The 24,186-nt window shown below is 74.6% G+C and carries 25 protein-coding genes; 12 read left to right on the forward strand and 13 right to left on the reverse strand.

Annotated elements, in window-relative coordinates:
* Positions 1 to 4: 4 nt before the first annotated feature.
* The 5 genes from gmk to ACIRD3_RS17310 all read left to right on the forward strand — a co-directional run bounded on the left by gmk (position 5) and on the right by ACIRD3_RS17310 (position 5,779).
* Positions 5 to 562 (forward strand): guanylate kinase, encoded by a 558-nt coding sequence (gene gmk / locus ACIRD3_RS17290; protein WP_402216848.1) that lies wholly within the window; start codon positions 5 to 7, stop codon positions 560 to 562.
* A gap of 37 nt (positions 563 to 599) precedes the next feature.
* The gene (rpoZ, locus tag ACIRD3_RS17295; protein ID WP_030056185.1) at positions 600 to 866 is read left to right on the forward strand and encodes a DNA-directed RNA polymerase subunit omega; all 267 of its coding nucleotides are present in this window, start codon (positions 600 to 602) and stop codon (positions 864 to 866) included.
* Between the two features lie 144 nt (positions 867 to 1,010).
* On the forward strand, positions 1,011 to 2,237 hold the full coding sequence (coaBC, locus tag ACIRD3_RS17300) for a bifunctional phosphopantothenoylcysteine decarboxylase/phosphopantothenate--cysteine ligase CoaBC (RefSeq protein ID WP_402216850.1): 1,227 nt from the start codon (positions 1,011 to 1,013) through the stop codon (positions 2,235 to 2,237).
* 152 nt (positions 2,238 to 2,389) lie between these two features.
* Complete coding sequence (gene metK, locus ACIRD3_RS17305; protein ID WP_402216852.1) at positions 2,390 to 3,598, forward strand: methionine adenosyltransferase; 1,209 nt, start codon at positions 2,390 to 2,392, stop codon at positions 3,596 to 3,598.
* A gap of 96 nt (positions 3,599 to 3,694) precedes the next feature.
* Positions 3,695 to 5,779 (forward strand): primosomal protein N', encoded by a 2,085-nt coding sequence (locus ACIRD3_RS17310; RefSeq protein WP_402216854.1) that lies wholly within the window; start codon positions 3,695 to 3,697, stop codon positions 5,777 to 5,779.
* Positions 5,780 to 5,949: 170 nt separating this feature from the next.
* Here the strand turns inward: ACIRD3_RS17310 and ACIRD3_RS17315 are convergent, their stop codons facing one another.
* Positions 5,950 to 6,528, reverse strand: a complete 579-nt coding sequence (locus tag ACIRD3_RS17315) for a hypothetical protein (RefSeq protein ID WP_402216856.1) — start codon at positions 6,526 to 6,528, stop codon at positions 5,950 to 5,952.
* Positions 6,529 to 6,818: 290 nt separating this feature from the next.
* On the opposite strand from ACIRD3_RS17315, the gene def reads away from it, so the two are divergent.
* The 3 genes from def to ACIRD3_RS17330 all read left to right on the forward strand — a co-directional run bounded on the left by def (position 6,819) and on the right by ACIRD3_RS17330 (position 9,932).
* Entirely contained in the window at positions 6,819 to 7,364 is a 546-nt protein-coding gene (def, locus tag ACIRD3_RS17320; RefSeq protein WP_402216858.1) for a peptide deformylase, read from the forward strand.
* A 40-nt stretch (positions 7,365 to 7,404) separates the two neighbouring features.
* Positions 7,405 to 8,349: a methionyl-tRNA formyltransferase gene (fmt, locus tag ACIRD3_RS17325; RefSeq protein WP_402216861.1), complete on the forward strand. Its 945-nt coding sequence runs from the start codon at positions 7,405 to 7,407 to the stop codon at positions 8,347 to 8,349.
* A gap of 149 nt (positions 8,350 to 8,498) precedes the next feature.
* Positions 8,499 to 9,932, forward strand: a complete 1,434-nt coding sequence (locus ACIRD3_RS17330) for an RsmB/NOP family class I SAM-dependent RNA methyltransferase (RefSeq protein WP_402216864.1) — start codon at positions 8,499 to 8,501, stop codon at positions 9,930 to 9,932.
* A 231-nt stretch (positions 9,933 to 10,163) separates the two neighbouring features.
* Here the strand turns inward: ACIRD3_RS17330 and ACIRD3_RS17335 are convergent, their stop codons facing one another.
* From ACIRD3_RS17335 to ACIRD3_RS17360, 6 genes are all read right to left on the reverse strand, one after another.
* A complete protein-coding gene (locus tag ACIRD3_RS17335; RefSeq protein ID WP_402216867.1) occupies positions 10,164 to 10,622 on the reverse strand; it encodes a hypothetical protein in 459 nt (152 codons plus the stop codon).
* A gap of 151 nt (positions 10,623 to 10,773) precedes the next feature.
* Entirely contained in the window at positions 10,774 to 11,109 is a 336-nt protein-coding gene (locus ACIRD3_RS17340; protein ID WP_402216870.1) for a sulfurtransferase TusA family protein, read from the reverse strand.
* A gap of 98 nt (positions 11,110 to 11,207) precedes the next feature.
* On the reverse strand, positions 11,208 to 11,723 hold the full coding sequence (locus ACIRD3_RS17345) for a MarR family winged helix-turn-helix transcriptional regulator (RefSeq protein ID WP_402216872.1): 516 nt from the start codon (positions 11,721 to 11,723) through the stop codon (positions 11,208 to 11,210).
* Between the two features lie 75 nt (positions 11,724 to 11,798).
* Positions 11,799 to 12,155, reverse strand: coding sequence for a DUF6204 family protein (locus ACIRD3_RS17350; protein WP_402216874.1), 357 nt, complete (start codon positions 12,153 to 12,155; stop codon positions 11,799 to 11,801).
* Positions 12,156 to 12,242: 87 nt separating this feature from the next.
* Positions 12,243 to 12,884, reverse strand: a complete 642-nt coding sequence (locus ACIRD3_RS17355; protein ID WP_402216877.1) for an ester cyclase — start codon at positions 12,882 to 12,884, stop codon at positions 12,243 to 12,245.
* Between the two features lie 28 nt (positions 12,885 to 12,912).
* Positions 12,913 to 13,638 carry an SDR family oxidoreductase gene (locus ACIRD3_RS17360; protein WP_402216880.1) on the reverse strand — a complete coding sequence of 242 codons (726 nt, stop codon included), beginning with the start codon at positions 13,636 to 13,638 and terminating at the stop codon, positions 12,913 to 12,915.
* A 126-nt stretch (positions 13,639 to 13,764) separates the two neighbouring features.
* Between ACIRD3_RS17360 and ACIRD3_RS17365 the strand changes: the two genes are divergently transcribed.
* The gene (locus ACIRD3_RS17365) at positions 13,765 to 14,709 is read left to right on the forward strand and encodes a LysR family transcriptional regulator (protein WP_402216882.1); all 945 of its coding nucleotides are present in this window, start codon (positions 13,765 to 13,767) and stop codon (positions 14,707 to 14,709) included.
* A gap of 19 nt (positions 14,710 to 14,728) precedes the next feature.
* Here ACIRD3_RS17365 and ACIRD3_RS17370 read toward each other — a convergent pair whose 3' ends face one another.
* The gene (locus ACIRD3_RS17370; RefSeq protein ID WP_402216884.1) at positions 14,729 to 15,418 is read right to left on the reverse strand and encodes an alpha/beta hydrolase; all 690 of its coding nucleotides are present in this window, start codon (positions 15,416 to 15,418) and stop codon (positions 14,729 to 14,731) included.
* Positions 15,419 to 15,450: 32 nt separating this feature from the next.
* Positions 15,451 to 15,780: a hypothetical protein gene (locus ACIRD3_RS17375; protein ID WP_402216887.1), complete on the reverse strand. Its 330-nt coding sequence runs from the start codon at positions 15,778 to 15,780 to the stop codon at positions 15,451 to 15,453.
* A 404-nt stretch (positions 15,781 to 16,184) separates the two neighbouring features.
* On the opposite strand from ACIRD3_RS17375, the gene ACIRD3_RS17380 reads away from it, so the two are divergent.
* Entirely contained in the window at positions 16,185 to 17,771 is a 1,587-nt protein-coding gene (locus tag ACIRD3_RS17380; RefSeq protein WP_402216889.1) for a PQQ-binding-like beta-propeller repeat protein, read from the forward strand.
* A gap of 132 nt (positions 17,772 to 17,903) precedes the next feature.
* Here ACIRD3_RS17380 and ACIRD3_RS17385 read toward each other — a convergent pair whose 3' ends face one another.
* A complete protein-coding gene (locus ACIRD3_RS17385; RefSeq protein WP_402216891.1) occupies positions 17,904 to 18,431 on the reverse strand; it encodes a GNAT family N-acetyltransferase in 528 nt (175 codons plus the stop codon).
* Positions 18,432 to 18,640: 209 nt separating this feature from the next.
* On the opposite strand from ACIRD3_RS17385, the gene ACIRD3_RS17390 reads away from it, so the two are divergent.
* The gene (locus tag ACIRD3_RS17390) at positions 18,641 to 19,450 is read left to right on the forward strand and encodes an alpha/beta fold hydrolase (RefSeq protein ID WP_402216893.1); all 810 of its coding nucleotides are present in this window, start codon (positions 18,641 to 18,643) and stop codon (positions 19,448 to 19,450) included.
* 101 nt (positions 19,451 to 19,551) lie between these two features.
* Here the strand turns inward: ACIRD3_RS17390 and ACIRD3_RS17395 are convergent, their stop codons facing one another.
* The gene (locus tag ACIRD3_RS17395; RefSeq protein WP_402216895.1) at positions 19,552 to 20,541 is read right to left on the reverse strand and encodes a MarR family transcriptional regulator; all 990 of its coding nucleotides are present in this window, start codon (positions 20,539 to 20,541) and stop codon (positions 19,552 to 19,554) included.
* A gap of 282 nt (positions 20,542 to 20,823) precedes the next feature.
* Here ACIRD3_RS17395 and ACIRD3_RS17400 point away from each other — a divergent pair, with 282 nt between their 5' ends.
* A complete protein-coding gene (locus tag ACIRD3_RS17400; RefSeq protein WP_402216898.1) occupies positions 20,824 to 22,200 on the forward strand; it encodes an alpha/beta fold hydrolase in 1,377 nt (458 codons plus the stop codon).
* A gap of 78 nt (positions 22,201 to 22,278) precedes the next feature.
* On the opposite strand, the gene ACIRD3_RS17405 is transcribed toward ACIRD3_RS17400, so the two are convergent.
* Together ACIRD3_RS17405 and ACIRD3_RS17410 are read right to left on the reverse strand one after the other, a co-directional pair.
* On the reverse strand, positions 22,279 to 22,836 hold the full coding sequence (locus ACIRD3_RS17405; RefSeq protein WP_402216901.1) for a hypothetical protein: 558 nt from the start codon (positions 22,834 to 22,836) through the stop codon (positions 22,279 to 22,281).
* A complete protein-coding gene (locus ACIRD3_RS17410) occupies positions 22,833 to 23,975 on the reverse strand; it encodes a serine hydrolase domain-containing protein (RefSeq protein WP_402216902.1) in 1,143 nt (380 codons plus the stop codon). The genes ACIRD3_RS17405 and ACIRD3_RS17410 overlap by 4 nt, the downstream gene beginning before the upstream one ends.
* Positions 23,976 to 24,186: the final 211 nt, after the last annotated feature.

Genomic DNA, 24,186 nt, shown 5'->3' on the forward strand with positions numbered 1-24,186 from the left:
GTGCATGAGTGAGCGTCCGCGGCTGACCGTGCTCTCCGGCCCCTCGGGGGTCGGCAAGAGCACGGTCGTCGCTCATATGAGGAAGATGCACCCCGAGGTCTGGCTCTCGGTGTCGGCGACGACCCGCCACCCGAGGCCCGGCGAGAAGAACGGGGTCCAGTACCACTTCGTCGACAACGACGAGTTCGACAAGCTGATCGCCAACGGTGAGCTGCTGGAGTGGGCCGAGTTCGCCGGGAACCGCTACGGCACCCCGCGCGCGGCCGTGCTGGAGAAGCTGGAGCGCGGCGAGCCCGTGCTGCTGGAGATCGATCTGCAGGGTGCCCGGCAGGTGCGCGAGTCGATGCCCGAGGCGCAGCTGGTCTTCCTGGCCCCGCCGAGCTGGGACGAGCTGGTCCGTCGACTGACCGGCCGGGGCACCGAGCCGCAGGACGTGATCGAGAAGCGGCTCGACGCCGCCAAGATCGAGCTCGCGGCGGAGCCGGAGTTCGACACGACCCTTGTCAACACCTCCGTCGAGCAGGTAGCGGCCGAACTGCTAGCCTTGCTCGGTGTAGCCTGACCTGTCTGTCGTTTCCACCCTTTCGGAAGGTTTTCGCGTGTCCTCTTCCATGACCGCGCCCGAGGGCATCATCAACCCGCCGATCGACGAGCTGCTCGAGGCCACCGACTCGAAGTACAGCCTCGTGATCTACGCCGCCAAGCGCGCGCGCCAGATCAACGCGTACTACTCCCAGCTCGGTGAGGGCCTGCTGGAGTACGTCGGCCCGCTGGTCGACACCCACGTGCACGAGAAGCCGCTGTCGATCGCGCTGCGCGAGATCAACGCGGGCATGCTGACCGCCGAGGCGGTCGAGGCTGCCTGAGGCGGTCGCTGAATTTCCGGGAGGGCCCGGCGGAATCGTTTCCGCCGGGCCCTCCCGTCGTGTCGCCGGGGGTGGGGTGCCGCGCCCGGGGCAGCTGAGGGGCCGTAGGGTGGGCGGGTTCCCGATGCGTAGAGAGGTCGGTCCATGACGACTGCGGACGCCCCCCGCGTGGTCCTCGGCGTGAGCGGCGGGATCGCCGCCTACAAGGCGTGCGAGCTGCTGCGCCGGTTCACCGAGTCCGGCCACCAGGTCACCGTGGTGCCCACCGAGGCGGCGCTGCACTTCGTCGGCGAGGCGACCTGGGCCGCGCTGTCCGGCCGGCCGGCCGCCACCGAGACCTGGGAGCGCGTGCACGAGGTGCCGCACGTGCGGATCGGGCAGCAGGCCGACCTGGTCGTGGTCGCCCCGGCCACCGCCGACCTGATCGCCAAGGCCGCCCACGGGCTCGCCGACGACCTGCTGACCAACACCCTGCTCACCGCCCGCTGCCCGGTCGTGGTGGCGCCCGCCATGCACACCGAGATGTGGGAGCACCCCGCCACCCGGGACAACGTCGCCACGCTGCGCCGCCGGGGCGTGATCGTGCTGGAGCCGGCCGTCGGGCGGCTCACCGGCAAGGACACCGGCAAGGGGCGGCTGCCCGAGCCGTCCGCGATCTTCGACGCCTGCCGGGCCGTGCTGCGCCGCGGCGGCGCGGTGCCGACCGACCTCGCGGGCCGGCACGTGGTGGTCTCGGCCGGCGGCACCCGGGAGCCGCTGGACCCGGTGCGCTACCTGGGCAACCGCTCCTCCGGCAAGCAGGGCTACGCGCTCGCGGTGACCGCCGCGGCGCGCGGTGCGCGGGTGACCCTGCTGTCGGCCAACGCCGAGCTGCCGGACCCGGCCGGGGTGGACGTGGTGCACGTCTCGACCGCGCTGGAGCTGCGCGAGGCGGCGCTCAAGGCGGTGGCCGACGCGGACGCCGTGGTGATGGCCGCGGCGGTGGCGGACTTCCGGCCCGCCGAGTACGCGACCGGCAAGATCAAGAAGGTCGAGGGGGTCGAGCCGGCCCCGGTCGCACTGGTCCGCAACCCCGACATCCTGGCCGAGCTGTCGGCCCACCGGCCCCGTTCGGGTCAACTGGTGGTGGGTTTCGCGGCGGAGACCGACGACGTGCTCGCCAACGGCCGGGCCAAGCTCGCGCGCAAGGGCTGCGACCTGCTCGTGGTCAACGAGGTGGGCAACGGCAAGGCCTTCGGCACGGACGTCAACGAGGCCGTCGTACTGGGCTCGGACGGCAGTGAGACGCCCGTTCCGGTCGGCCCGAAGGAGGCGCTTGCGGACGTGGTCTGGGATCTGGTCGCAAAGCGGCTGGAAACGGGCGGCAACTGATCAGAATCGGCCGCAGATCGCTTGAGAATTCCTGAAGCCGGTGACGTTCGGAGGAACCAGCCCGTTAGACTCCAGGAATCAAGTCTTTCCGGAGTTCCCCGGAGTCACCCGGGGAACTTCAGTCAGCAGCCGCTGCAACCCCAGGGAGCGCTGTGTCTCGCCGCCTGTTCACCTCGGAGTCCGTGACCGAGGGCCACCCCGACAAGATCGCTGACCAGATCAGCGACACCATCCTTGACGCGCTCCTGCGCGAGGACCCGACCTCCCGGGTCGCCGTGGAGACGCTCATCACCACCGGCCAGGTGCACGTGGCCGGCGAGGTGACCACCAAGGCGTACGCGCCGATCGCTCAGCTCGTCCGGGACAAGATCCTGGAGATCGGCTACGACAGCTCCAAGAAGGGCTTCGACGGCGCCTCCTGCGGCGTCTCGGTCTCCATCGGCGCCCAGTCGCCCGACATCGCGCAGGGCGTCGACACGGCGTACGAGGCCCGGGTCGAGGGCGACGAGGACGACCTGGACAAGCAGGGTGCCGGCGACCAGGGCCTGATGTTCGGCTACGCGTCGGACGAGACGCCCGAGCTGATGCCGCTGCCGATCACCCTGGCCCACCGGCTGTCGCGCCGGCTGACCGAGGTGCGCAAGAACGGGACGATCCCGTACCTGCGCCCGGACGGCAAGACCCAGGTCACCATCGAGTACGACGGCGACAAGGCCGTGCGCCTGGACACCGTGGTGGTCTCCACCCAGCACGCCAGTGACATCGACCTGGAGTCGCTGCTGACCCCGGACATCCGCGAGTTCGTGGTGGAGCCGGAGCTGAAGGCGCTGGCCGAGCAGGGCATCAAGCTGACCACCGACGGCTACCGGCTGCTGGTCAACCCGACCGGCCGTTTCGAGATCGGCGGCCCGATGGGCGACGCCGGTCTGACCGGCCGCAAGATCATCATCGACACCTACGGCGGCATGGCCCGTCACGGCGGCGGTGCCTTCTCGGGCAAGGACCCGTCCAAGGTCGACCGCTCGGCCGCGTACGCGATGCGCTGGGTGGCGAAGAACATCGTCGCCGCCGGTCTCGCCCGCCGGGCCGAGGTGCAGGTCGCGTACGCGATCGGCAAGGCCGAGCCGGTCGGTCTGTTCGTGGAGACCTTCGGCACCGAGAGCGTGCCGGTCCTGGCGATCCAGAAGGCCGTCTCCGAGGTGTTCGACCTGCGTCCGGCCGCGATCATCCGTGACCTGGACCTGCTGCGGCCGATCTACTCGCAGACCGCCGCGTACGGCCACTTCGGCCGTGAGCTGCCGGACTTCACCTGGGAGCGCACCGACCGCGTGGAGCAGCTGAAGGCGGCCGTGCAGGACTGACGTCCGTACGTCGTGATGCGGCGCCCGTCCCTCCGGGGGCGGGCGCCGCTCCGCTTTGTGCGTCCTGTCGGTGTGACCTGGTAGTACTTGGGAGCGATGAGCAGCACAGGGGAGAACGGGGCCGCCGAGCCGGAGCAGCTGGCGTTCATCCGGGAGACGGTCAAGCGGGCCAAGCCGCGCACCTGGCGCGGGGCGAAGCGGGCCGAGCACCTGCCGGTGGCCCGGGTCGTGGTGGACAAGGGCGTGCTCACCATCGACAAGTTCTTCGACTACGAGGTGCCGGCCGGCATGGCCGAGGAGGCCCAGCCGGGCGTCCGGGTGCGGGTGCGCTTCGGCGCGCGGGTGGTGAAGGGCCAGCGCGAGGGCGGGGAACTGCACGACGGGTTCATCGTCGCCCGGCTGGAGAAGAGCGAGTTCCCCGGACCGCTCGCCCCGCTGGCGCAGGTGCTCTCGCCCGAGCCCGTGCTCACCCCGCAGCTGCTGCGGCTGTGCCGCACCGTCGCCGACCGGTACGCCGGGACGCTCGCCGACGTGCTGCAGCTGGCCGTCCCGCCCCGGCACGCCAAGGCCGAGGCCGAGCCCTCGCCGCCGCCGCTGCCCCGCCCGGCGGCCCCCGGCCCCGGCGGCTGGCAGCGCTACCCGCCCGGCCCCGAGTTCCTCACCGCGCTGGCCGAGGGCGGTGCGCCCCGCGCGGTGTGGGCCGCCCTGCCCGGGCCCGGCTGGCCGTACGAGATCGCACGGGCCGTGGCGGCCACGCTGGCGGGCGGGCGCGGGGCCCTGGTCGTGCTGCCGGACGGGCGGTCGGTGGCCCGGGTCGACCAGGCGCTGACCGAGCTGCTCGGACCCGGCATGCACGTGGCCCTGGGCGCCGACCTCGGCCCGCGCGAACGGTACAAGCGCTGGCTCGCGGTGAGCCGCGGCTCGGTGCACGCCGTCATCGGCACCCGCGCGACCATGTTCGCGCCCGTGCGGGACCTCGGGCTGGTCGTGGTCTGGTCGGACGGCGACAGCAGCCACAGCGACCCGCGCGCCCCGCACCCGCACGTCCGCGAGGTGGCGCTGCTGCGCGCCGCCGAGGAGGGCGCGGCGGTGCTGCTCGGCGGACACGCGGTGACGGTGGAGGGCGCGCAGCTGGTCAGCACCGGCTGGGCGCGCCCGCTGGTCGCCGACCGGGAGACCGTGCGGCAGGTCGCGCCGCGGGTGCGCACCGTCACCGACCAGGACCAGCACCGGGACGCCGCCGCGCAGGCCGCCCGGCTGCCCTCGGTGGCCTGGGAGGCCGCCCGGGAGGCGCTGGCCGCCGGACACCCGGTGCTCATCCAGGTGCCCCGGCGCGGCTACGTGCCCCGGCTGGCCTGCGGGCGCTGCCGCACCCCGGCGCGCTGCCGGCGCTGCGAGGGGCCGCTGGAGGCGCCCTCGGCGGACGCCGCGCTGCACTGCGGGTGGTGCGGGCAGCCGGAGAACGACTGGCACTGCCCGGAGTGCGGCTCGTTCCGGCTGCGGGCCCAGGTGGTCGGCGCCCGGCGGACGGCCGAGGAACTGGGCAAGGCGTTCCCGCGGATCCCGGTGCGGACCTCCGGGCGGGACGCCGTCCTGGCCACCGTGCCGGACGAACCCTCGCTGGTGATCTCGACCCCGGGCGCGGAACCGGTGGTGGAGGGCGGCTCCGGGTACGGGGCGGCGCTGCTGCTGGACGGGTGGGCCCTGCTGAGCCGGCCGGACCTGCGGGCCGGGGAGGAGACCCTGCGGCTCTGGGTCGCGGCCGCCGCGCTGGTGCGGCCCTCGACCGAGGGCGGCACGGTGGTCGTGGTCGCCGAGCCCTCGGCCCGGCCGGTCCAGGCGCTGGTGCGCTGGGACCCGCTGGGGCACGCCGGGCTGGAGCGGGACGAGCGGGCGCAGCTGCACTTCCCGCCGGTGTCGCGGATGGCCTCGGTCAGCGGGAGCCCGGCGGCGGTCGCCGACCTGCTGGGGCTGATCCGGCTGCCGGCGGAGGCCGACGTGCTCGGGCCGGTGCCGGTGCCGGCGCTGCGGGGGGAGGAACAGGAGCGGGCGCTGCTGCGGGTGCCGCCCGGGCAGGGCGCGGCGTTGGCGGCGGCGCTCAAGGCGGCGCAGATCGCGCGGATCGCGTTGCGGACGGCGGAGCCGGTGCGGGTGCGGGTGGATCCGACGGACATCGGCTGAGCGGGCGCCGCGGGGGCCGGCCGGGGCTTTCGGTGCTTCCCGGCGCTCCGGTGCTTTCCGGCGCTCCGGGGGTTCCGGCGGGGGTGGGGGCGGGGTGAGTGGGCCACCCCGCCCCGGGTGGCCGGTTGTTCGTGCGGTGGTGCGGTGGTGCCGTGGGTTGTCCGGGGACGTCAGCCGCGCAGGGGGAGTCCGGGCTGCGGGCGCTCGACGGGGGTGCGGTCGCGGTCCAGCGGGGTGCGGTCGATGGTGCCGCGCTCCAGGCTGGCGCGGTCCAGGCCGCCCTGGCGGGCCGCCGGGACGGTCGCGGTCAGGCCGCCGGTGGGCGCGGCGGGCAGGTCCTCGGAGCGGTCCGGACGGGTCGGACCCGGGACGGCGCCGCTGGCGGCGAGGAGTTCGCTGGTCGGGCGGCGCATGCCGTAGCGGCGGTGCACGGCCTGCTTGGTGACCCCGAGGGCGGAGCCCACCGAGTCCCAGGAGAAGCCCAGCGCCCGGTCGAACTCGACCGCCGCCGCCACCAGGGTCTCCACGCTCTCCCGCAGCTCCTGCGCCAGGCGCACGGTGGGCGCCGGCGCCCGCCCGTACACCACGAAGCCGGCCGAGGTGCTCGGGCGGCGCGGACGGTAGACGTTGCCCAGCTGGGCGGTGAGCGTCCGCAGCGCGTCGACCTGGCGCCTCACCCGCTCGATGTCCCGCACCAGCAGGTGCAGGCTCGCCCGCGCCCGGGCGTCGTGATTGATCTGCTCGGCCATGGCCTACGTGCCACCTTCCGTACGGTTCGGCTCGGCCGGGGCGCGGTGTCCCGTGCGCCCGGCCCCGGTCAATCTCTCTTGACCAACGCCGAAGCGGGGGCCGGGGTAACGCCGCTCGGCAGAGTCGGGATATGCCAGTGCGGTGTGCCGGGGGTCCGTGGCCGTGCCCGTGGGCCCGCCCCACGGGCACGGGGGACGGGGGCGGCGCGTTGCATAGACTTGGCGGGAACAGCCGTTGCCCGCAGTCCCTTCCGACTCCCGACATCCCGACGGACAGGAGCCCGTACCCCGTGGCGATCCAGCCCATCCGTCTCTTCGGAGACCCCGTCCTGCGGGCCACCGCCAAGCCGGTGACCGTGTTCGACAAGGAACTGCGCAACCTCGTCCGCGACCTCACCGAGACCATGCTGGACGCCCCCGGCGCCGGACTGGCCGCGCCCCAACTCGGGGTCTCCCTGCGGGTGTTCACGTACCACGTGGACGGCGTCACCGGGCACCTGATCAACCCCGACCTGTCGCTGACCGAGGAGGAGCAGGACGGCCCCGAGGGCTGCCTGTCGCTGCCCGGCCTGCGCTACGACACCAAGCGCGCGTACGGCGTGGTGGCCAAGGGCTTCACCATGTACGGCGACCCGGTGACCCTGGAGGGCACCCAGCTGCTCGCCCGGTGCATCCAGCACGAGACCGACCACCTGGACGGCATCATCTTCATCGACCGGCTCGACCGCGAGCAGCGCAAGGCCGCGCTGAAGGCGATCCGGGAGGCGGAATGGGGCGAGGGGCCGGCCCCGGTCGTCAAGGTCTCGCCGCACAGCACCTTCGGCGCCGCGCGCTGAGCCCGCTTTCCTCCGATTCTCCTCTGCAGAAAGGCACTTGATGCGTCTCGTCTTCGCCGGCACCCCCGAGGTCGCCGTTCCCGCCCTGGACGCCCTGCTCGCCTCCGACCGGCACGAGGTCGTCGCGGTGGTCACCCGCCCCGACGCCCCCGCCGGGCGCGGGCGCAAGCTGGTGGCCAGCCCCGTCGCGCAGCGCGCCGAGGAGGCCGGGATCGAGGTCCTCAAGCCGGCGAAGCCCAGCGACCCGGAGTTCGTCGCCCGGCTCACCGAACTCGCCCCCGACTGCTGCCCGGTGGTCGCCTACGGCGCGCTGATCCGCCCCGGCACCCTGGAGATCCCCAAGCACGGCTGGGTCAACCTGCACTTCTCGCTGCTGCCCGCCTGGCGGGGCGCGGCCCCGGTCCAGCACGCGGTGCTGGCCGGCGACGAGGTCACCGGCGCCTCCACCTTCCTGATCGAGCAGGGGCTGGACTCCGGTCCGGTCTACGGCGTGATCACCGAGGAGATCCGCCCCACCGACACCAGCGGCGAACTGCTCACCCGGCTGTCGCTCTCCGGCGCGCGGCTGCTCGCCGCCACCATGGACGGCATCGAGGACGGCTCCCTGCACGCCGTGCCGCAGCCGGCCGAGGGCGTCACGCTCGCGCCGAAGATCAGCGTCGAGGACGCGCGGATCGACTGGAACCACCCCGCGCTGCGGGTCGACCGGGTGGTGCGCGGCTGCGCGCCGGCGCCCGGGGCGTGGACCGAGTTCCGCGGCGAGCGGCTGAAGGTCACCGGGCCGGTCAAGCTGCTGCCGGAGTCCGCCGAGCTGGCGCCCGGCGAGGTGGCGATGGTCGGCAAGAACAGCGTCCGGGTCGGCACCGGCAGCCACGACGTCGAGCTGGGCGAGGTCCGCCCGCAGGGCAAGAAGGAGATGCGGGCGGCCGACTGGGCCCGCGGCGCCCGGCTGGAGGCCGGCGAGCGGTTCGGCTCCGAAGGCTGAGCACCCCGTTCGGCGATAGTCTTCGTACCACCCGGCCCGTCGCACTCCGTTTCGTACCACCCGGCCCGTCGCACTCCGTTTCGTACCACCTGGTCCGAAGCACCCCGTTTCGTACCACCCGATAACCACCGCAGCACCTTGAGGCACCTGTGACCACCCCCAGCGCCAAGCGCGCACCCCGTCCGCACCGCCGTCCCAAGAAGGACCCGGCCCGGATCGTCGCGTTCCGCGCCCTGCGCGCCGTCGACGAGCGTGACGCCTACGCGAACCTGATCCTGCCCTCGCTGCTCCGCGAGGCCGAGCAGAAGGGCATGGACCGGCGCGACGCCGCCCTCGCCACCGAGCTGGTCTACGGGACCCTGCGGCTGCAGGGCACCTACGACGCGGTCATCGCCGCCTGCATCGACCGGCCGCTCAGCAAGGTCGACCCGCCGGTGCTGGACGTGCTGTCGCTCGGCGCCCACCAGCTGCTCACCACCAGGATCCCCACCCACGCGGCCGTCTCGGCGACCGTCGAGCTGGCCCGGGTGGTGCTCGGCGACGGCAAGGCGAAGTTCGTCAACGCCGTGCTGCGCCGGATCAGCGCCCAGGACCTGGACGCCTGGATCGCCCAGGTCGCCCCGCCGTACGAGCAGGATGCCGAGGACCACCTGGCGGTCGTCCACTCGCACCCGCGCTGGGTGGTCTCGGCGCTCTGGGACTCGCTCGGCCGCTGGCAGCCCGACGCCTCCGGGCGCGGCGACGTGGAGGAACTGCTGCGGGCCGACAACGAGCGGCCCGAGGTCACCCTGGTCGCCCGCCCCGGCCGGGCCACCGTCGGCGAGCTGGCCGACGCCCTGCCCGAGGCCGCGCCGGGCCGCTGGTCGCCGTTCGCGCTGCGGCTCGCCGAGGGCGGCGACCCGGGCTCGGTCGCCGCGGTGCAGGAGAACCGGGCGGGCGTGCAGGACGAGGGCAGCCAGCTGGTCGCGCTCGCCCTGGCCTCGGCGCCGCTGGACGGCCCGGACCGGGTCTGGCTGGACGGCTGCGCCGGCCCCGGTGGCAAGGCCGCGCTGCTCGGCGCCCTGGCCGCCGAGCGCGGGGCGGCGCTGGTCGCCAGCGAGAAGCAGCCGCACCGGGCCCGGCTGGTGGCGCGGGCGCTGGAGGGCAACCCCGGCCCGTACACGGTGATCGCGGCGGACGGGACGCGCCCCGCCTGGCGGGCCGGCGGCTTCGACCGGGTGCTGGTCGACGTGCCGTGCTCCGGCCTGGGCGCGCTGCGGCGCCGTCCGGAGGCGCGCTGGCGGCGCCGGCCGGCCGACGTGGCGGCCTTCGGGCCGCTGCAGCGGGACCTGCTGCGCTCGGCGATCGAGGCCACCCGGGTCGGCGGCGTGGTCGGCTACGCGACCTGCTCGCCGCACCTCGCGGAGACCCGGGCGGTCGTGGACGACGTGCTGCGGGCCGAGGGCGGCCGGGTCGAGTGGATCGACGCGCGCCCGCTGCTGCCCGGCGTCCCGGCGCTCGGCGACGGACCGGACGTGCAGCTGTGGCCGCACCTGCACGGGACGGACGCGATGTACCTGGCGCTGCTGCGGCGGACGGCCTGACGGAGCGCGGTCGATCGGTGGCGGCCGCTCGGGCTTCGGCCTGAGCGGCCGCTGCGTCTTGGGTGGCGGTGGGGGAGAGGCCGCCGGGACGGCGGATCCACGCCGGGGAGAGTCGGCTGGAGCAGCTGACGGTGGTCAACGGGTGTGCGGTGCCCGGGGGTCGGGCGGCGGAGTCGGACCGGGTGCGGCCTGTGGTGGCCTGAACCGGTTCGGGTCACGCGGGCGCGGCGGTTACGGCTGGGGGCGCACGGGGCCGGGGAAGCCGGTGAGGAAGGCGTGGGCCTGGGCGCGGAGGTCGTCGACCGGCGGGTCCTCGCAGACCACTTCCATGCCGAGCGCGGTCGTCTGGTCCCAGTGGAGGTAGGACTGGAAGGCCAGGTACGGCCGGTGGTCGTCGCTGGGGTCGAGGCCGACGGCGAAGGTCGCGAACCAGGTGCGCTCGCGCCCCGACCGCCCGGACTCGGTCCGGGAGAGCTCCCATTCGAACTCGTACGGTTCGGGTTCGGCGGGAAGGTCCAGCAGGGCCTGGGCGAGCCGGCGGACCTCGTCCGGGTTCGCGAACGGGAGCGACTCGGTTCCGAAGGGGCCGGCGGCGAACAGCTCCCACTCCCGGCCGTTGTGGCTGACGGTCAGTGCCCAGTGGCCCTCCTTGTCGTGCCAGTGGCAGTGGAGGGTCCGGTCCTGGTCCATGGTGGCCAACCTCCCTGGGGTTCCCGGTTGTTCGTAGTCCCTCATCGTGGCACACCGGTCGGAGGAGGGAAGTCGGGAGTGAGCCGTTCTCGGGCCGCCCGCCGGGTGGCCCGCAGGCGGTCGTGGCCGGTCGTGGCCGGACGGCGGATGGTCAGGTGGTGGTGGGGGCCGGGTGCCAGGGGCGGTCGGGGCGGGTGGGCAGGGGGGTGGAGGTGAGGCGCAGGGCGTAGACCTCGCGGTTGGTGGCGTCGTGGGGGACCGGGCCGAGGTACTGGTGGCCGGTCAGGTGGCACCAGGCGGGCAGGTCGAGCGGGGCGGCGGGGTCGGTGGTGTGGATGTGGACCACCGCGCCGGCCGACAGGTGGGCGATCCGGGCCCGCAGGCGGAGCAGGAGCTGGACGCAGAGCAGGCCGGTGCCGTCGACGGTGAGGTCGGGGGCGGTGCCGTCCGGGACGGTGCTCTCCGGGGCGCCGGGGGTGTCGGTCATGGTGCTGGCCTTCGGGGGGTGGGGGCGGGGCGGTGGTGCCGGTCCAGGCTATGACTCGGGGTGGGCGACGGGTGCGGCGGGGCTCCCGGGAGGGGCGTTCAGCGGAGGGGTTGGCCGGGGGCGGTGCCGCCGAGGCGGGTGAGCAGGGCGGAGAGTCGGGTGAGGTCCTCGGGGCTCCACTGCTCGGCGGCGAAGTGGTCGGCTGCGACCTGGCGGGCGGTGTGCAGCATCTCGGCGAGCCGGTCGCGGCCGGTCGGGGTGAGCGCGGCGTACGCGACCCGGGCGTCGCGGGCGGCGGCCTCGCGGGTGACCAGGCCGATCCGCTCCAGCGGTGCGAGTCCCCTGGTCACGCCGGAGGCGGTGAGGCCGAGGGCCTCGGCGAGGTCGACCCGGCGCATCCGGCCGCCGGGGGCCTGGGCGAGGTGGAGCAGCATGGTGAAGTCGGACAGGCTGACGCCGTGCAGGCCGCTGAGGCTCGCGTCGAAGCGTTTGACGACGGCGGTCTGGGCGCGGACCAGCCGGAGGGCGGTGTCCAGCGGGTCGGGGGTCGGGACCGCCGGGGCCGGGGCCGACGGGGTCGGGTTCTGCGGGGTCTGGGGCTTCGGGTTTGTCATTGCCACCTCCTTGACTGCTCAAGTATATCCCTGGAGGGAGCTGTCAAGGAGGTGGCGGAGGGGGAGGGGGTCGGGTCAGCGGGCGGCGTCGGCGGCGCGGCGCTGTCGCTTGCCGAGGGGTGCCTGGGAGAGGTCCTCGGCCTGGGAGCGGAGGTTCTTGTGGCCGTACCCGCGCTCGGAGAGCCAGTCCCGGGCCGTCCGCTCGGCCCGCTCGGTGGCCGTCAGGATGTCCTCCTCGGCCTCGCCCTCGTCGAGGAAGCGGAAGGTGAAGGCGGCCCGGGCGGAGAGGTCGTAGCTGAGGTGGCCCTCGCGGGTGAAGGACGCGCGCAGGACGTCGTGTTCGGGTGCGGCGGCGAGGAGTTCGGCGCGCTGCTCGTCGCTGAGGCCGTCGAAGACGCCGCGCACCATGATGCGGAAGGTTCGGATGGTCATCCCCCGACGATAGGCAGGAGGGGCCGCCGACCGCCAACGCGATTCTCCTCGCGACGGCGGTCGCCGACCCCTCGGGGGAGCCCCCGGTCAGCCCTCGACGCCCAGTTGGGACAGCAGGGTGGTGTTGTCCTCGATGTGCCAGTCCTCGACGATCCGGTCGGTGCCGACGTGCTGGATGTCGATGGCGCCGAACTCGACGCGCTGGCCCCTGCCCTGCACCCCGTTGAAGGTGCCGGTGAAGTGGCCGCGGAAGACCAGTCGGGCGGTGATCCGGTCGCCGGTGACCAGGACGTCGGACAGTTCGCAGGTCAGGTCCGGCACGGCGGCGCGGAAGGCGCGGGAGGCGGCCACCGGGCCGGCGGGGCCCTGGGGACGGCCGGGCGGCAGCGTGTTGTCCCTGAACCGCGGATCGATCGCCGCGTCCAGGTAGCGCTGCTGCCCGGTGTTCCAGAAGGTGTACAACTGCTGGGCCAGGCGCACCTCCTGGGCCGCGCGCCGGGTGCCGAGCGAACGGTCCGCGGTGAGTGCCTTCGGCTGGACCAGGTCGGGCGAGCGGTCGATCAGGCGCTGCGGCCAGGCGTTCGAGGCGCCGGGGCGGGCGGTGTCGTGGACGGGCGCGGCCGCGGCGGTGCCGCCGGCCAGAGCGGCCAGGGCGGCGGCCGTGGCGGCCGCCCGGGTCAGGAGGCGGGAGCGGTGCGGTGCCGCTGCGGCGGGACGGCGCTCGGACAAGGGACGGCGCTCGGACGAGTGGCGGCGCTCAGACAAGCCGACCGCCCCCGTCGACGTGCAGCACGGTGCCGGTGACGTACGGGTTGTCGACGGCGTAGAGGACGGCCTTGACCAGGTCCTCCGGGTTGCCCACGCGGCGGGCCGGGTTGCGGGCGGCGACGCCGCGCAGGAAGGCCTCCTTGTCGGCGCCGAGGCCGTCCCAGGAACCGGTGTCGACGATGCCGGGGGAGACGGCGTTGACCCGTACCGGCGCGATCTCCACGGCCAGCGCCTGCACCAGGAAGGCGAGTGCGCCGTTGGTGGTGGCCATCACCGTTCGGCCCGGAGCCGGGCGCCAGGCGGCGACGCCGGAGAAGAAGGTGAACGAGCCGTCCGCTGACACCAGGTCGGCCAGGTGCTTGGCCAGCAGCAGCGGTCCGACCACCTTGGCCGAGAAGGCACGCTGCACGTCGGCCGCGTCGAGCTCCCGCAGCGGACCGTTGGCCGGTATCGCCGCGGTGGACACCAGGTGGTCGAACCGGCCGACCCGCGCGGCGAAGTCGGTGATCGACCGCTCGTCCGCGATGTCGAGCGCGAGCACCTCGGAGGGTCCGGCCAGCTCGCCGGCCGTCCACTCCAGCTTGCGCGGATCGGGACCGGCCAGCACGAGTTCGGCCCCGGCGGCGGAGGCGGCCTTGGCGAGCGCCCGTCCGGTGTGCGAACCCGCGCCGACCACGACGAGGCGTCGGCCCTTCAAGGAACCGTCGTTGGACATGGGAACTCCTTCGCAGTGGTGGGGATCGGTCGGCCGCCGCGGGGGCGGCGGCCGCACCTCGACCCTCTCCCGAGCTGCGGTGATGAGTCCAAGGCATGCTTTTCAGTGCAGCGATAACATTTCTTCATGGCAACGCTGCGGCAGCTCGAATACCTGGTCACGGTGGTCGACACCGGCTCCTTCACGCGCGCGGCCGAGCAGCTGCACGTCACCCAGCCCGCGCTGTCCCATCAGATGCGCGCGCTGGAGCGGGCCGTCGGCGGCCCGTTGCTCGAACGCCTGCCGCGCTCGGTGCGGCTCACCCCGATGGGACGTTCGGTGCTGCCGCACGCCCGGGCCGCGCTCGCCGAAGTGGAGCGGCTGCGCGCGGTGGCCCGGCGGACGGCCGGTCTGGAGGAGGGCGAGCTGGAGGTGGCGGCGATCTACTCGGTCAGCCTCGGCATCCTGCCGCCCGTGCTGCGCGCCTGGCGCCGGCTCCACCCCGGGGTGCGGATCCGGCTGCGCGAGTACCCGCACGCCGACCGGCTCCAGGCCGCGATGGCCGCGGGCCGGGCCGATGTCGCCGTGGGGCCCGCTCCGGTGGACTGGGAGGGCCCGATCCGCGAGCTCGGCGTCGAGGAGTTCGTGGTCGTCCTGCCGGCTGACGACCCGTCGGCCGGCCGGTCCACCGGGGCGGTCCCGCTCGCCGAACTCGCCGACCGCGCCTGGGTGCACTACGCCCCCGACAACGGGCTCGCCGGATTGCTCGACCGCGTCGCGGCCCAGGCCGGCTTCCACCCCCGCGCGGCCGTCCGCGCCGAACAGACCTCCGCCGCACCGCTGTTGGCCGCTGCCGGGCTCGGCCCCGCGCTGGTGCCGGCGAACATCGTCCCGCCGCACTTCGACGGGGTCGTGCTCCGCCCCGACCCGCCGGTCCGCCGCACCCTCACCGCCTACACCCGGACCCGCCCCGACCCGCTGACCGTGGCCTTCGCCGATCTCCTGGCGGAGCAGGCGCGCGTCGAGCCGTCCCGTGCCGCGCCCGGCGAAGGGGAAGTGGGACGAGGGGGCGGGGGCGGGGAGGGGGCCTGAGGTCCGGGGCGGGAGGGGTTCAGGCGCGGGCGGGGAGGCGGGTGCAGACGGCGCCGGTGGCGAGGTCGGCGGGTTCGGCGCCCAGGGTGGCGAGGGTGAAGGCGGTGGTGAGGGCGCTGATGTCGCCGGTCTCGCGGACGAGGTAGTGGTTGCCGCCGGGGATCTCGTAACGGGCGAGGTCCGGGACGACCTGCCGGGCGCGCAGCGCGTACTCCAGGGACTGGGCGGCGTTGGCCGCGCTGTGGTCGCCGGTGCCGTGGACGATCAGGACCCGGCGCCCGGCCAGCTGGGCGACGGGCTCGCCGCTGGGCAGCCAGGGGGCGATGCCGGCGACGCCGACGACGGAGGGGTGTCCGGCGCACCGGAAGGCGGCGCGTCCGCCGAGGGAGTTGCCGATCAGGACCACCGGCGCGCCCTCGTGGCGTCGGGCGAGTTCGTCGAGCGCCCACCGGGTGTCGACGGCGGTGTCGGCGTCGTCGCCGTTCCAGCCGCTGTAGCGGTAGCGGAGCAGGTGCACGGCGAGGCCGTGCGGCCGGCCGCGCTCGGTGAGCTCGGCGGCGAGCTCGCGCAGGCCCAGTTCGGCGACCTTCAGCGGACCGGTCCGGCTCCGGACGAACCCGCCGGGCAGCAGCAGGGCGACGCCCCTGACCGGTCCGTCCCCCTGGCGCGGGGTCAGTTCGGGGGTGCGCGGACGGTGCGCTCGGAACACGCGGAATCCTCCCTGGTTCGTACCGGTCGATTCTACGGTTCCGGTGGCGTGTCACGGTGCGCCAGCAGCGACCACAGGACCCAGCCGGTGACCCGGGTGCGGGCCACCATGACCTTGGCCCAGCGGGCGCCGAGCGGCGAGGTCCAGGTGTCGACGACCTCCACGACGTCGCCGGAGTGGGCCAGCCCGACGACGGTCTCCCCGCCGGAGTGGTCGATCCGTACGTTGGCGGCGTTCGCCGACACCTCCCACCGGCCGGCCCCGACCTCAGGGGGCCGTTCGGCGGCCGGGGTGACCGCCGCCGGGACGAGCAGGATCGTGAGGGAGATCACCGCCGCCGTCGCCCGGCCGATCACCGCCACGGGGGCCTCGGCGCGGCGTTGTGTGCGGGTGGTGGCGGAGGTGTGAAGAGCGGGGGAGCCATGCCCTGCAGAACGAGTCGACCCGGCGTACACGTACTGTCGGCTGCCGAGGCCCACCCGGTCGGGTGACGGAGGGGTGGGGCGAGTCCTGCTCCACCGTCAACCGGTGCCCGGATGGGGGGCGGTCGGGGAGAGCGTGGCGTCGGCGGCCGAACGGCCGGGCGGCTGTGGGGAGGTGAGGATTCGTAATGATCACCGCATTCCGCGCCTCTCATGTGCAGGTGATGGCCGGGGTTTTCCCTGCTCTTTGTTTCGGACCGCACCGGGGCTCTGCGACGATCCGATGATCGTCGCCTGCTGTGGCGGGCGACGCGTCGCAGGGGCGTCGCAGGGGAGAGACCGGCATGGCCGTTGGGCCCGAGGACACCGTGGTCCGGGCGGGGTGGGGCGCCAGGTTCGCCTGGGACAAGGAGGCCTGGATGGTGGTCTCCGGCGGGGTGCTGGGGGCCCTGTTCGCGAGCATGGGGCTCGCGGTGCTGTTCGGTCCCGCCAACGGGTTCGGCGGCGACAGCCTCGCGTACATGGGCGTCATCAGCATCCTCGGGCTGATGCCCTGCGGCGCGGGCTTCGTCTGGGCGCTGATCCACCCCCGGCGCGGGCTGCCCGCGGCCGCCGTCGGGGTGCTGCTCGGCCTCGGGATCTTCGTCGGCTTCGCCGGTGACGGCCTCAACGACTCCTGGACGGCGCCGCTGGACCGGCCGTCCACGACCCGCGCTCTGGGCAGCTGGACGGACGGCGACCTGGTGGTGCGGGTCCGCCCCGATCTGGTGGTCGCGTACCGCAGCGCCACCGGGGCCGTCGCCTGGCGGTGGACGCCGCCCGGGGAGGACTCGGTGTGCGCGATGAGCCGCGGGACCGGGCCCGGCGGTCCGGGGGCGGCCGGCGCGGGGCAGGCCGGTGCGGGGGAGGCCGGTGCGGGGGAGGCCGGTGCGGGCGCGGTCGGGCTGATCGGCCACTCGCCGCACGACCGGCCGTGCTCGGCGGTGACCGCGCTCGACCTCGCCGTCGGCACGGAGGCGTGGACCACCGCCGTGGACGCGCCGCCCCGGGGCGGGGACGCGGCGACACCCGACGTGGTCGCCGTCGCCGGGCGGCAGGCCGTCCTGCAGGAGAAGGCCGGCTGGCTGGCGGTGCGGCTGGCGGACGGCGCGCCGGCCTGGCGCACCACGGCCGCCGCGGGCTGCGCCCCGCTGCAGGTCGCGGGCGGTGCGGCGGACGTGGTGACGGTGGCGCAGTGCGGCGCGGCGGAGCCCGTCCTGACGTCGCTGGCCGCCGCGGACGGGCGGGAACGGTCGCGGATCGCGCTGCCGGCGGCGGGCGGGCTGAAGAACCTCGCGGTGGTGTCGGTCGAGCCGCTCGCGGTCTGGGTCGACTCCCAGGGCGAACGCGGCACGCACGCGGTGCTCAGCTACGACCGGGCGGGCAAGCAGCGGGCGGCGATCCCGGTCTCCGGCGAGGAGTACGACCTGGACGTGATGCTGGGCGGGCTGCACGCCTTCGACCAGTTCGACGCCCGGCCGCTGTTCGGCGGGGTGGTCGTCGGGGACCTGTTCATCGTGCCGGGCGAGAAGCCCGGCGACGTCAGCATCAGCGGCGGCAGGCACCCGAGCCGCAGCGCGACCGGCCGCCTGGTGGCGTACTCGCTCGCGGACGGCGGGCAGCGCTGGACGGCGGGGCTGGACGACCAGGTCACCGGTCTGGCGGTGGACGGGACGTCGGTGTGGGCGATGACGCGCAGCCGGCTCGCCCGGGTGGACACCGCGACGGGCCGGCGGAGTGCCGAGCTGGACGTGAACGGCACGGCCTCGCTGTACCCGGCGGACCTGTCGGTGTCCGGGGCGGGGGTCGGGTCGGGGTCGGGGGCCAGGCGGTTCACGGTGGTCGCGGAGGACGGGACGCGGGACGAGCCGCCGGTGCGCGGGATGGGCTGAGGGGGCTCCGCCGGGCTGGGGGCCGGTCGCGCGCGGGGCTGTCGGGGTGGGCCGGGGGCTTGAGCAGCGGCCGGGGCTCGACCGAGCGGTCCGGGCTTGACGCAGCGGTCCGGGCTTGACGCAGCGGCCCGGCTACCGGGAGTCGTCCCGGAAGTGCGGGTAGCCCAGGATGAGGACCCGCTCGGCCGGGTTGCGGACGTACGGGATGACCTTGCCGGTGTCTTCGAAGCCCAGCCGCCGGTAGAAGGCCAGCGCGCGTCCGTTGCTCTCGTTGACGCCGAGGGTCAGCCACCGCGCGTCGGTGTGGTCCCGGGCGTGACGGATGGTGGCCCGCACGAGCTCGGCGGCGGGGCCGGCGGCACCGCGGTGGGCCGGGGCGACGTAGACCGAGCGGACGCACACGGTGTCGGGGACGCCCGGGACGGGTTCGACGCCGGCCAGCCCGACCCAGGCGCCGTCCTCGCCACGGGCGGTGAAGGTGGCGTGCGACCCGGCCGTGGCCTCTGCGGCGGTCTGCTGCCGCCAGTCGTCCTCGGACCGGGCGGCGGTGCCGGCGTAGGAGAGGTTGAAGGCGCCGGGGGAGTCCCGCAGCGCCTCCAGGGTGAGCTCGCGGAGTTCCCGCCACTCCTCGGCGGTGATCCGGCGTACGGCGTAGTGCATGCGCCGAGCCTGGCACGGCGGCGGTGCGGCGGGATCACGCGTGAGGATGATCTTCGTCCCGGACGGATGATCTTCGTCCCGGATCTTCGTCCCGGGCGCCGGGGCCCGTGCGGTGCGGGGGGAGCGAGGCCCGTGACCGGCGGAACTGAGCCTTCCAGGCGGTTGTGTCAGGCTGGTGGGGGAGCACCGCCGAGATCGGGAGGCTCATGATGGCCGAGATCAGGGTGAACGGGGTGGCGCTGCACTACGAGGTCCACGGCGAGGGCCCCGGCGTCGTCCTGGTGCACGGCTCGTGGAGCGACGGGGACGCCTGGGCGCGGGTGATCCCGGGCCTGGCGGAGTCCGCCGGCGTGGTCACCTACGACCGCCGGGGCCACAGTCGCAGCGAGGACCTGCTCACCCAGGGCTCGGTGTACGAGGACGCGGCCGACCTGGCCGGGCTGATCCAGGGGCTCGGCCTCGCACCAGCCTTCGTCTACGGCGACTCCTACGGCGCTCTGGTCACCCTCCGTCTCGCCGCCGCCCGGCCCGACCTGCTCCGCGGGATCGGCGTGCACGAGCCGCCCGGCACCGGCATCCTGCTCGCCGACCCCGACCTGCGCCCGATCGGCACCGCCTTCGCCGACCGGATCGCCGCCGTCCGCGAGCTGCTGGAGCAGGCCGAGTCGGCCGCGGCCGCCGAACTGTACGTGGACAGCCTCGCCTTCGGGCCGGGCGCCTGGGAGCAGCTGCCCGCGCCCGTCCGGCACACCTACATCCGCAACGCGCCCACCTACCTGGACGAGCTGCGCGACCCCGACGCGCTCGACCTCGACCTCACCGGGCTGGGCCGGTTCACCGAACCGGCACTTCTCACGCAGAGTGACGACAGCGCGCCGATGTTCGGCGAGGTGCTGGACCTCGTGGACCTCGCCCTGCCGAAGGCGGAGCGGCACCTGTACGCGGGGGCCGGACACGCTCCGCATCTGTCGCAGCCGGAGGAGTGGGTACGGGTGGTCCTGCCGCGGGCGTTGGCCTGACGGCCGGGGGTGGCGGTCGGGGCGGTGGCGTGACGGTCGGGGGCCGTGGCGTGACGGCCCGGGGCCTGGCGGTCGGGTGTGGGGCCCAGGCCGCCGGCCGGCTATTCGGTGGCCAGCATCTCCTCGCCGCGCGGTGTGCGCCGGTACAGCACCTCCCGGCCGCTGCGCACCCGGCTGACCAGCCCGGAGCGGTGCAGGACGCCCAGGTGGTAGGAGACGGTGCCCGCGCTCAGGAAGTGCCGGGCGGCCAGGTCGGCGGTGGTGATCGGGTCGACCAGGGCGGCCAGCAGGTCCGCCCGGGTCGGGCCGAGCAGCTGCGCCAGCGCCGGGGTCGGGGTCTGCGGGGCGGCCGCCGGCGTGCCGATGGGGTACATCAGCGTCGGTGCCCGGTGGCAGCCGTCCACCGGGTCCAGGATGACGTGGATCCTCCGGCTCACCAGGGTCGGCATCAGCAGCACCATCCTGGCCGGCAGCGTCACGTCGAAGCGGCTCTCCAGCCGGATCAGCCCGTCGGCCCAGGAGAGCTGCGGGGAGAGGGAGTTGAACAGCGAGCCGGAGCCGTACCGGGCCAGGTGGCGGCCGCGCTGGTCGATCTCGGCGTCCAGCACGGCCCGGGCGTCCGGCCAGTACGGGGCGAGCGCCGACTCCCAGTAGTGGCCCAGTTCGTCGGCGACCCGCTCGGCGAAGTAGCGGGGGCCGCGTCGCAGCGTGCGCAGCACCGCCTCGGGCAGTCGGCGGCCCGCCAAGTTCGCTTCCGGAAGCCCGCGTTGGGCTGTCTCCAGCTCCGCCAGCACCCGCTCCGGGTCGGTGCGGCGGACGGCCTCCAGCTGCTCTGCCACCGTCGGCTCCGGGCCCTCGGGGTGCGGGGAGAGGAAGTCGGGAATGTAGCCCCCGTCCTGTTCCAGGGCCAGCCCCGACAGCAGCTCCAGCTTCTCCCGGCGCAGCAGCCGGCGGGTGCGGCCGACCCAGGCGTACGGCCCGGTGGGGGAGCTGAGCGCGGAGGCCATCAGGGTGTTGACCGCCTCGTGCAGGGGTGAGACCACGAAGCGGGTGCGGGCGAGGCCGGTCGAGTCGATCGTGAGCCGGATCACGGCGTCCTTCCCCTGTCGGACCAACGGGCTGGCGGGCTGTCGGGATGGTGGGCTGTCGGGATGGTGGGCTGACGGGCGGTCGGGTCGTCCGGTGCTGTCGGTCGGCGTGTCGTTCCTTCGAATCGTCGAACGCCGGACCTGACCGCATTTGTTGGCCATTCGGCCCACGACGTTTCGACCCTGGTCGAATCCTGGCATGAAAGCTCGCCTTCGACGCGGCCCGGGCCCAAGCTGACTCCGTGACCGCGTCAGTACGGACGCGGCGCGACCGGAAGGACGAACATGACGAGCACGCGCGGCCGCATCGCCGCCCTGCTGGGCGCCGTCGCGGTGGTCGCCGGTACCACCCTGGCCGCCCCCGCCGTCGCGGCGCCGGCCGCACCGGACCGGCACGGCGGGATCACCGGGCAGGCGCCCTGCCAGGGCATGCCCGAGTACACCTGCGGCACCCTGACCGTGCCGCTCGACCACAGCGGCGCCGTCCCCGGCACCCTGCAGCTCGACGTGGCGATGACCGGGAACGCCGACGCCCCCGAGGGCGACCTGCTGTTCCTCACCGGCGGCCCCGGCCAGCCCGGCCTGCCGCTGTTCCAGCGGATCGCGACCAGGCTGGCCCCGCTCCTCAAGGACTACCGCCTGGTCATGTACGACCAGCGCGGCACCGGTCAGCGGGCGCTGCAGTGCCCCGGGCTGCAGGAGGACATGGGCTCCTCCGACCTCACCCCGCCCCGCAAGCAGTCCATCGCCGACTGCGCCGCCGCCCTCGGCCCGAACGCGCGCTTCTACAGCACCGCGGACACCGTCGCCGACATGGACCGGCTGCGCCAGGCCCTCGGCGCCCACCGGCTGACCATCGACGGCGTCTCGTACGGCAGCTTCGTCGCCGAGCGGTACGCGCTCGCCCACCCGGCGCACGTGGCCGGGCTGGTGCTCGACTCGGTGGTCCCGCAGCAGGGTTACGACCCGCTCGACCTCGTCGCGCTGCCCGCGACCGCCCGGGTGCTGCGGGCCGCCTGCCAGGCCACCGGCTGCACCACCGACCCGGCCGCCGACCTCGCCGCCACCGTGCGGAAGTACGGCAACGGGGCGCAGATCCTGGACGCGCTGACCAGCTACGAGTTCGCCGACCCCAACTACGGCGGCGTGCCGGAGGTCCTCCACGAGGCGGCCGCCGGGAAGCCGGAGAAGCTCCAGGCCTTCATCGCCGACGTGCACACGAACGACGCCGCTCCGGCCGAGCTGCTGAGCCAGGGCCTGCACGCCGCCACCCTGTGCGCGGACGGGCACTACCCGTGGGGCACGTCGGACACCCCGGTCGCGGGCCGGGCGGCCGCGCTGGAGCGCACCCGGCAGGCGCTGACCGCCGAGCAGACCTGGCCGTACGACGCCGCGACCGCGACCGGGCTCGGCAGCCTGCTGGTCTGCCAGGACTGGCCGCGCGAGCCGGTGCCGCCGACCCCGCCGGCGCACCGCAAGCTGCCCGACGTGCCGGTGCTGCTGCTCGGCGGTGACCGGGACCTCTCGACGCCGTACGAGTGGCTGTACCAGCAGGCGAAGTCGGCGCACGACCCGAAGATCGTGATCGTCCCCGGGGCGGCGCACTCGGTGCAGCGGACCACGGCCGGGCAGCAGGCGGTGTACGACTTCCTGCTCAAGTAGCCGCGGGGGTAAGCGCGGTGGGCCGTTCTCCACGGGGGTGGGAACGGCCCACCGGGGGCCCGGGGCGCGGCGGGCGGCTCAGCGTTCGGCCGCGCCCCAGCCGTCGTCCGGCAGGGTGCCGTCCGGCTCGGGGCAGTCCACGTGGTCGCAGTCCCAGAGCACGGCCTTGTGCAGCACGAACTCCTCCAGCGGAGGCTCGTCGTAGGCCTCGCGGTTGGTCAGCACCAGCTCCACCCGGACCTCCTCGGCCGGCGAGAACATCAGGTTCCGCTGGTCGGGGAGGTTCTCGTACGTCACCGTCCGCCAGCTGTGGCCGGTGGCGGTCAGTGCCGCCATCAGGGCGGACTCGGTGACGCGGGTGCCGAGCGTCACCGATGCGCCGCCCGGCAGCGGGAGTTCGAGCTCGCCGTGCCAGACCGGCAGGGAGAGCGAACGGAGCTCCCGGCAGCGGCAGAACACCGTCTGGACGTCGCCCCAGCCGAAGCCGTGCGGCCAGCGGGTGGCGCGGTGGATCCGGCCGCCGTCCCACGGTTCGCCGTAGCGGGCCGCGAGTTCGGGCAGCGAGGCGCCGCAGTGCAGGTCGCCGAGGCCACCGGTGGTGGCCAGGCCGGTGAGGAGGGGGAGGAAGTCCGTCACCCCAGGCACCCGCGCACCGCGTCGATCAGCCGGTTCGCCCGGGCGTCGCCGTGCCCGATCATCCGGTTGGCGACGTAGGCGAAGCCGATGCCGAACTCGTCGTCACCGAAGGCGAACTGGCCGCCGGCGCCGTCGTTGCCGAAGCTCCGCGCGCCGAGCAGGGGACGGAAGGCGGGGGAGTCCAGCAGGACGCCGGAGCCCCAGCGGGCGCCCATGTCGAAGCCCAGGAAGCCCGCGCCGGACGAGACTTCGCGCACCGCGTCGGTCACGGTGTCGGGGGAGAGCAGGCGGGGGGAGCCGTCCAGGCCGGTGACCGCCGCCGCGTACAGTCCGGCCAGGCCGGTCGCGGAGGCGACGGCGCCCGCGCCGGGCAGCTCGATCGCGTGCAGGGCCGGGTCGTTCCAGCCGTGCGGCGCGTCCAGACCGGGGAAGACCAGCGCGCCGTTCATCGTCACGATCCTGGTCAGCAGGTGCTCCGGGCCGGGCATCGGACGGCGGCCCTCGGCTTCCACCAGCCGCGCCAGGCGCGGCAGTTCGCTCTCCGGCAGACCGATCCAGACCGGCAGGCCGAGCGGCTCGGCGAGCTCCTTGCGCAGGAACGCGCCCGGGGTCAGCCCGGTGATCCGGCGGATCAGCTCGCCGACCACGAAGCCCAGCACATGGCCGTGGTACTCGTACGTCGTGCCCGGCTCCCAGAGCGGCCGCTGCGCCTCGATCGCCCGGATCACCGGATCCCAGGCGGCGATCTCCTCGAAGGAGAGCACCGCGTCCAGGGCCGGCAGACCGGCCCGGTGGCCGAGGACCATCCGGGTGGTGACGGCCTGCTTGCCGTGCTGCGCGAACTCGGGCCAGTAGCGGGCGACCGGGGCGTCCAGGTCGAGCCGGCCCTGCTGCGCGAGCAGGTGCGCGCAGATGCTCACCGCGCCCTTGGCGCAGGAGAACACCGGCACCACGGTGTCCTGCGTCCAGGCACGGCCGGTGCGTTCGTCGGCCGTGCCGCCCCACAGCTCGACGACCTTGCGGCCCCCGGCGAACACCGTGACCGCGGCGCCCAGCTCGGGGAACTCCTCGAAGTTGGCGGCGAAGACGTCCGCCACGGCGCCGAACCGCTCGTCGGCCCAGCCCTGGTACTGCTGCATGATGTGGTGCCCCGTTCTGACTTCAAGATCGACCGGACCACGCTACGGGAGCCGGGCGGCCGTGACGAGCGGATTACCCCAGGCCGGGGCTGGTGGGACGGGTGTGACGGACGGACACACCCTCGACCCCGGCCCTCGGGGTCCTCCGGCGCTCCGGTGCTCCGGGCCCGCACTACGCTGTCCGGCGGTCTGCGGACCGAACGCGCAGGAC

Source organism: Kitasatospora sp. NPDC093550, from assembly GCF_044764985.1.
Classification (GTDB): Bacteria; Actinomycetota; Actinomycetes; order Streptomycetales; family Streptomycetaceae; genus Kitasatospora.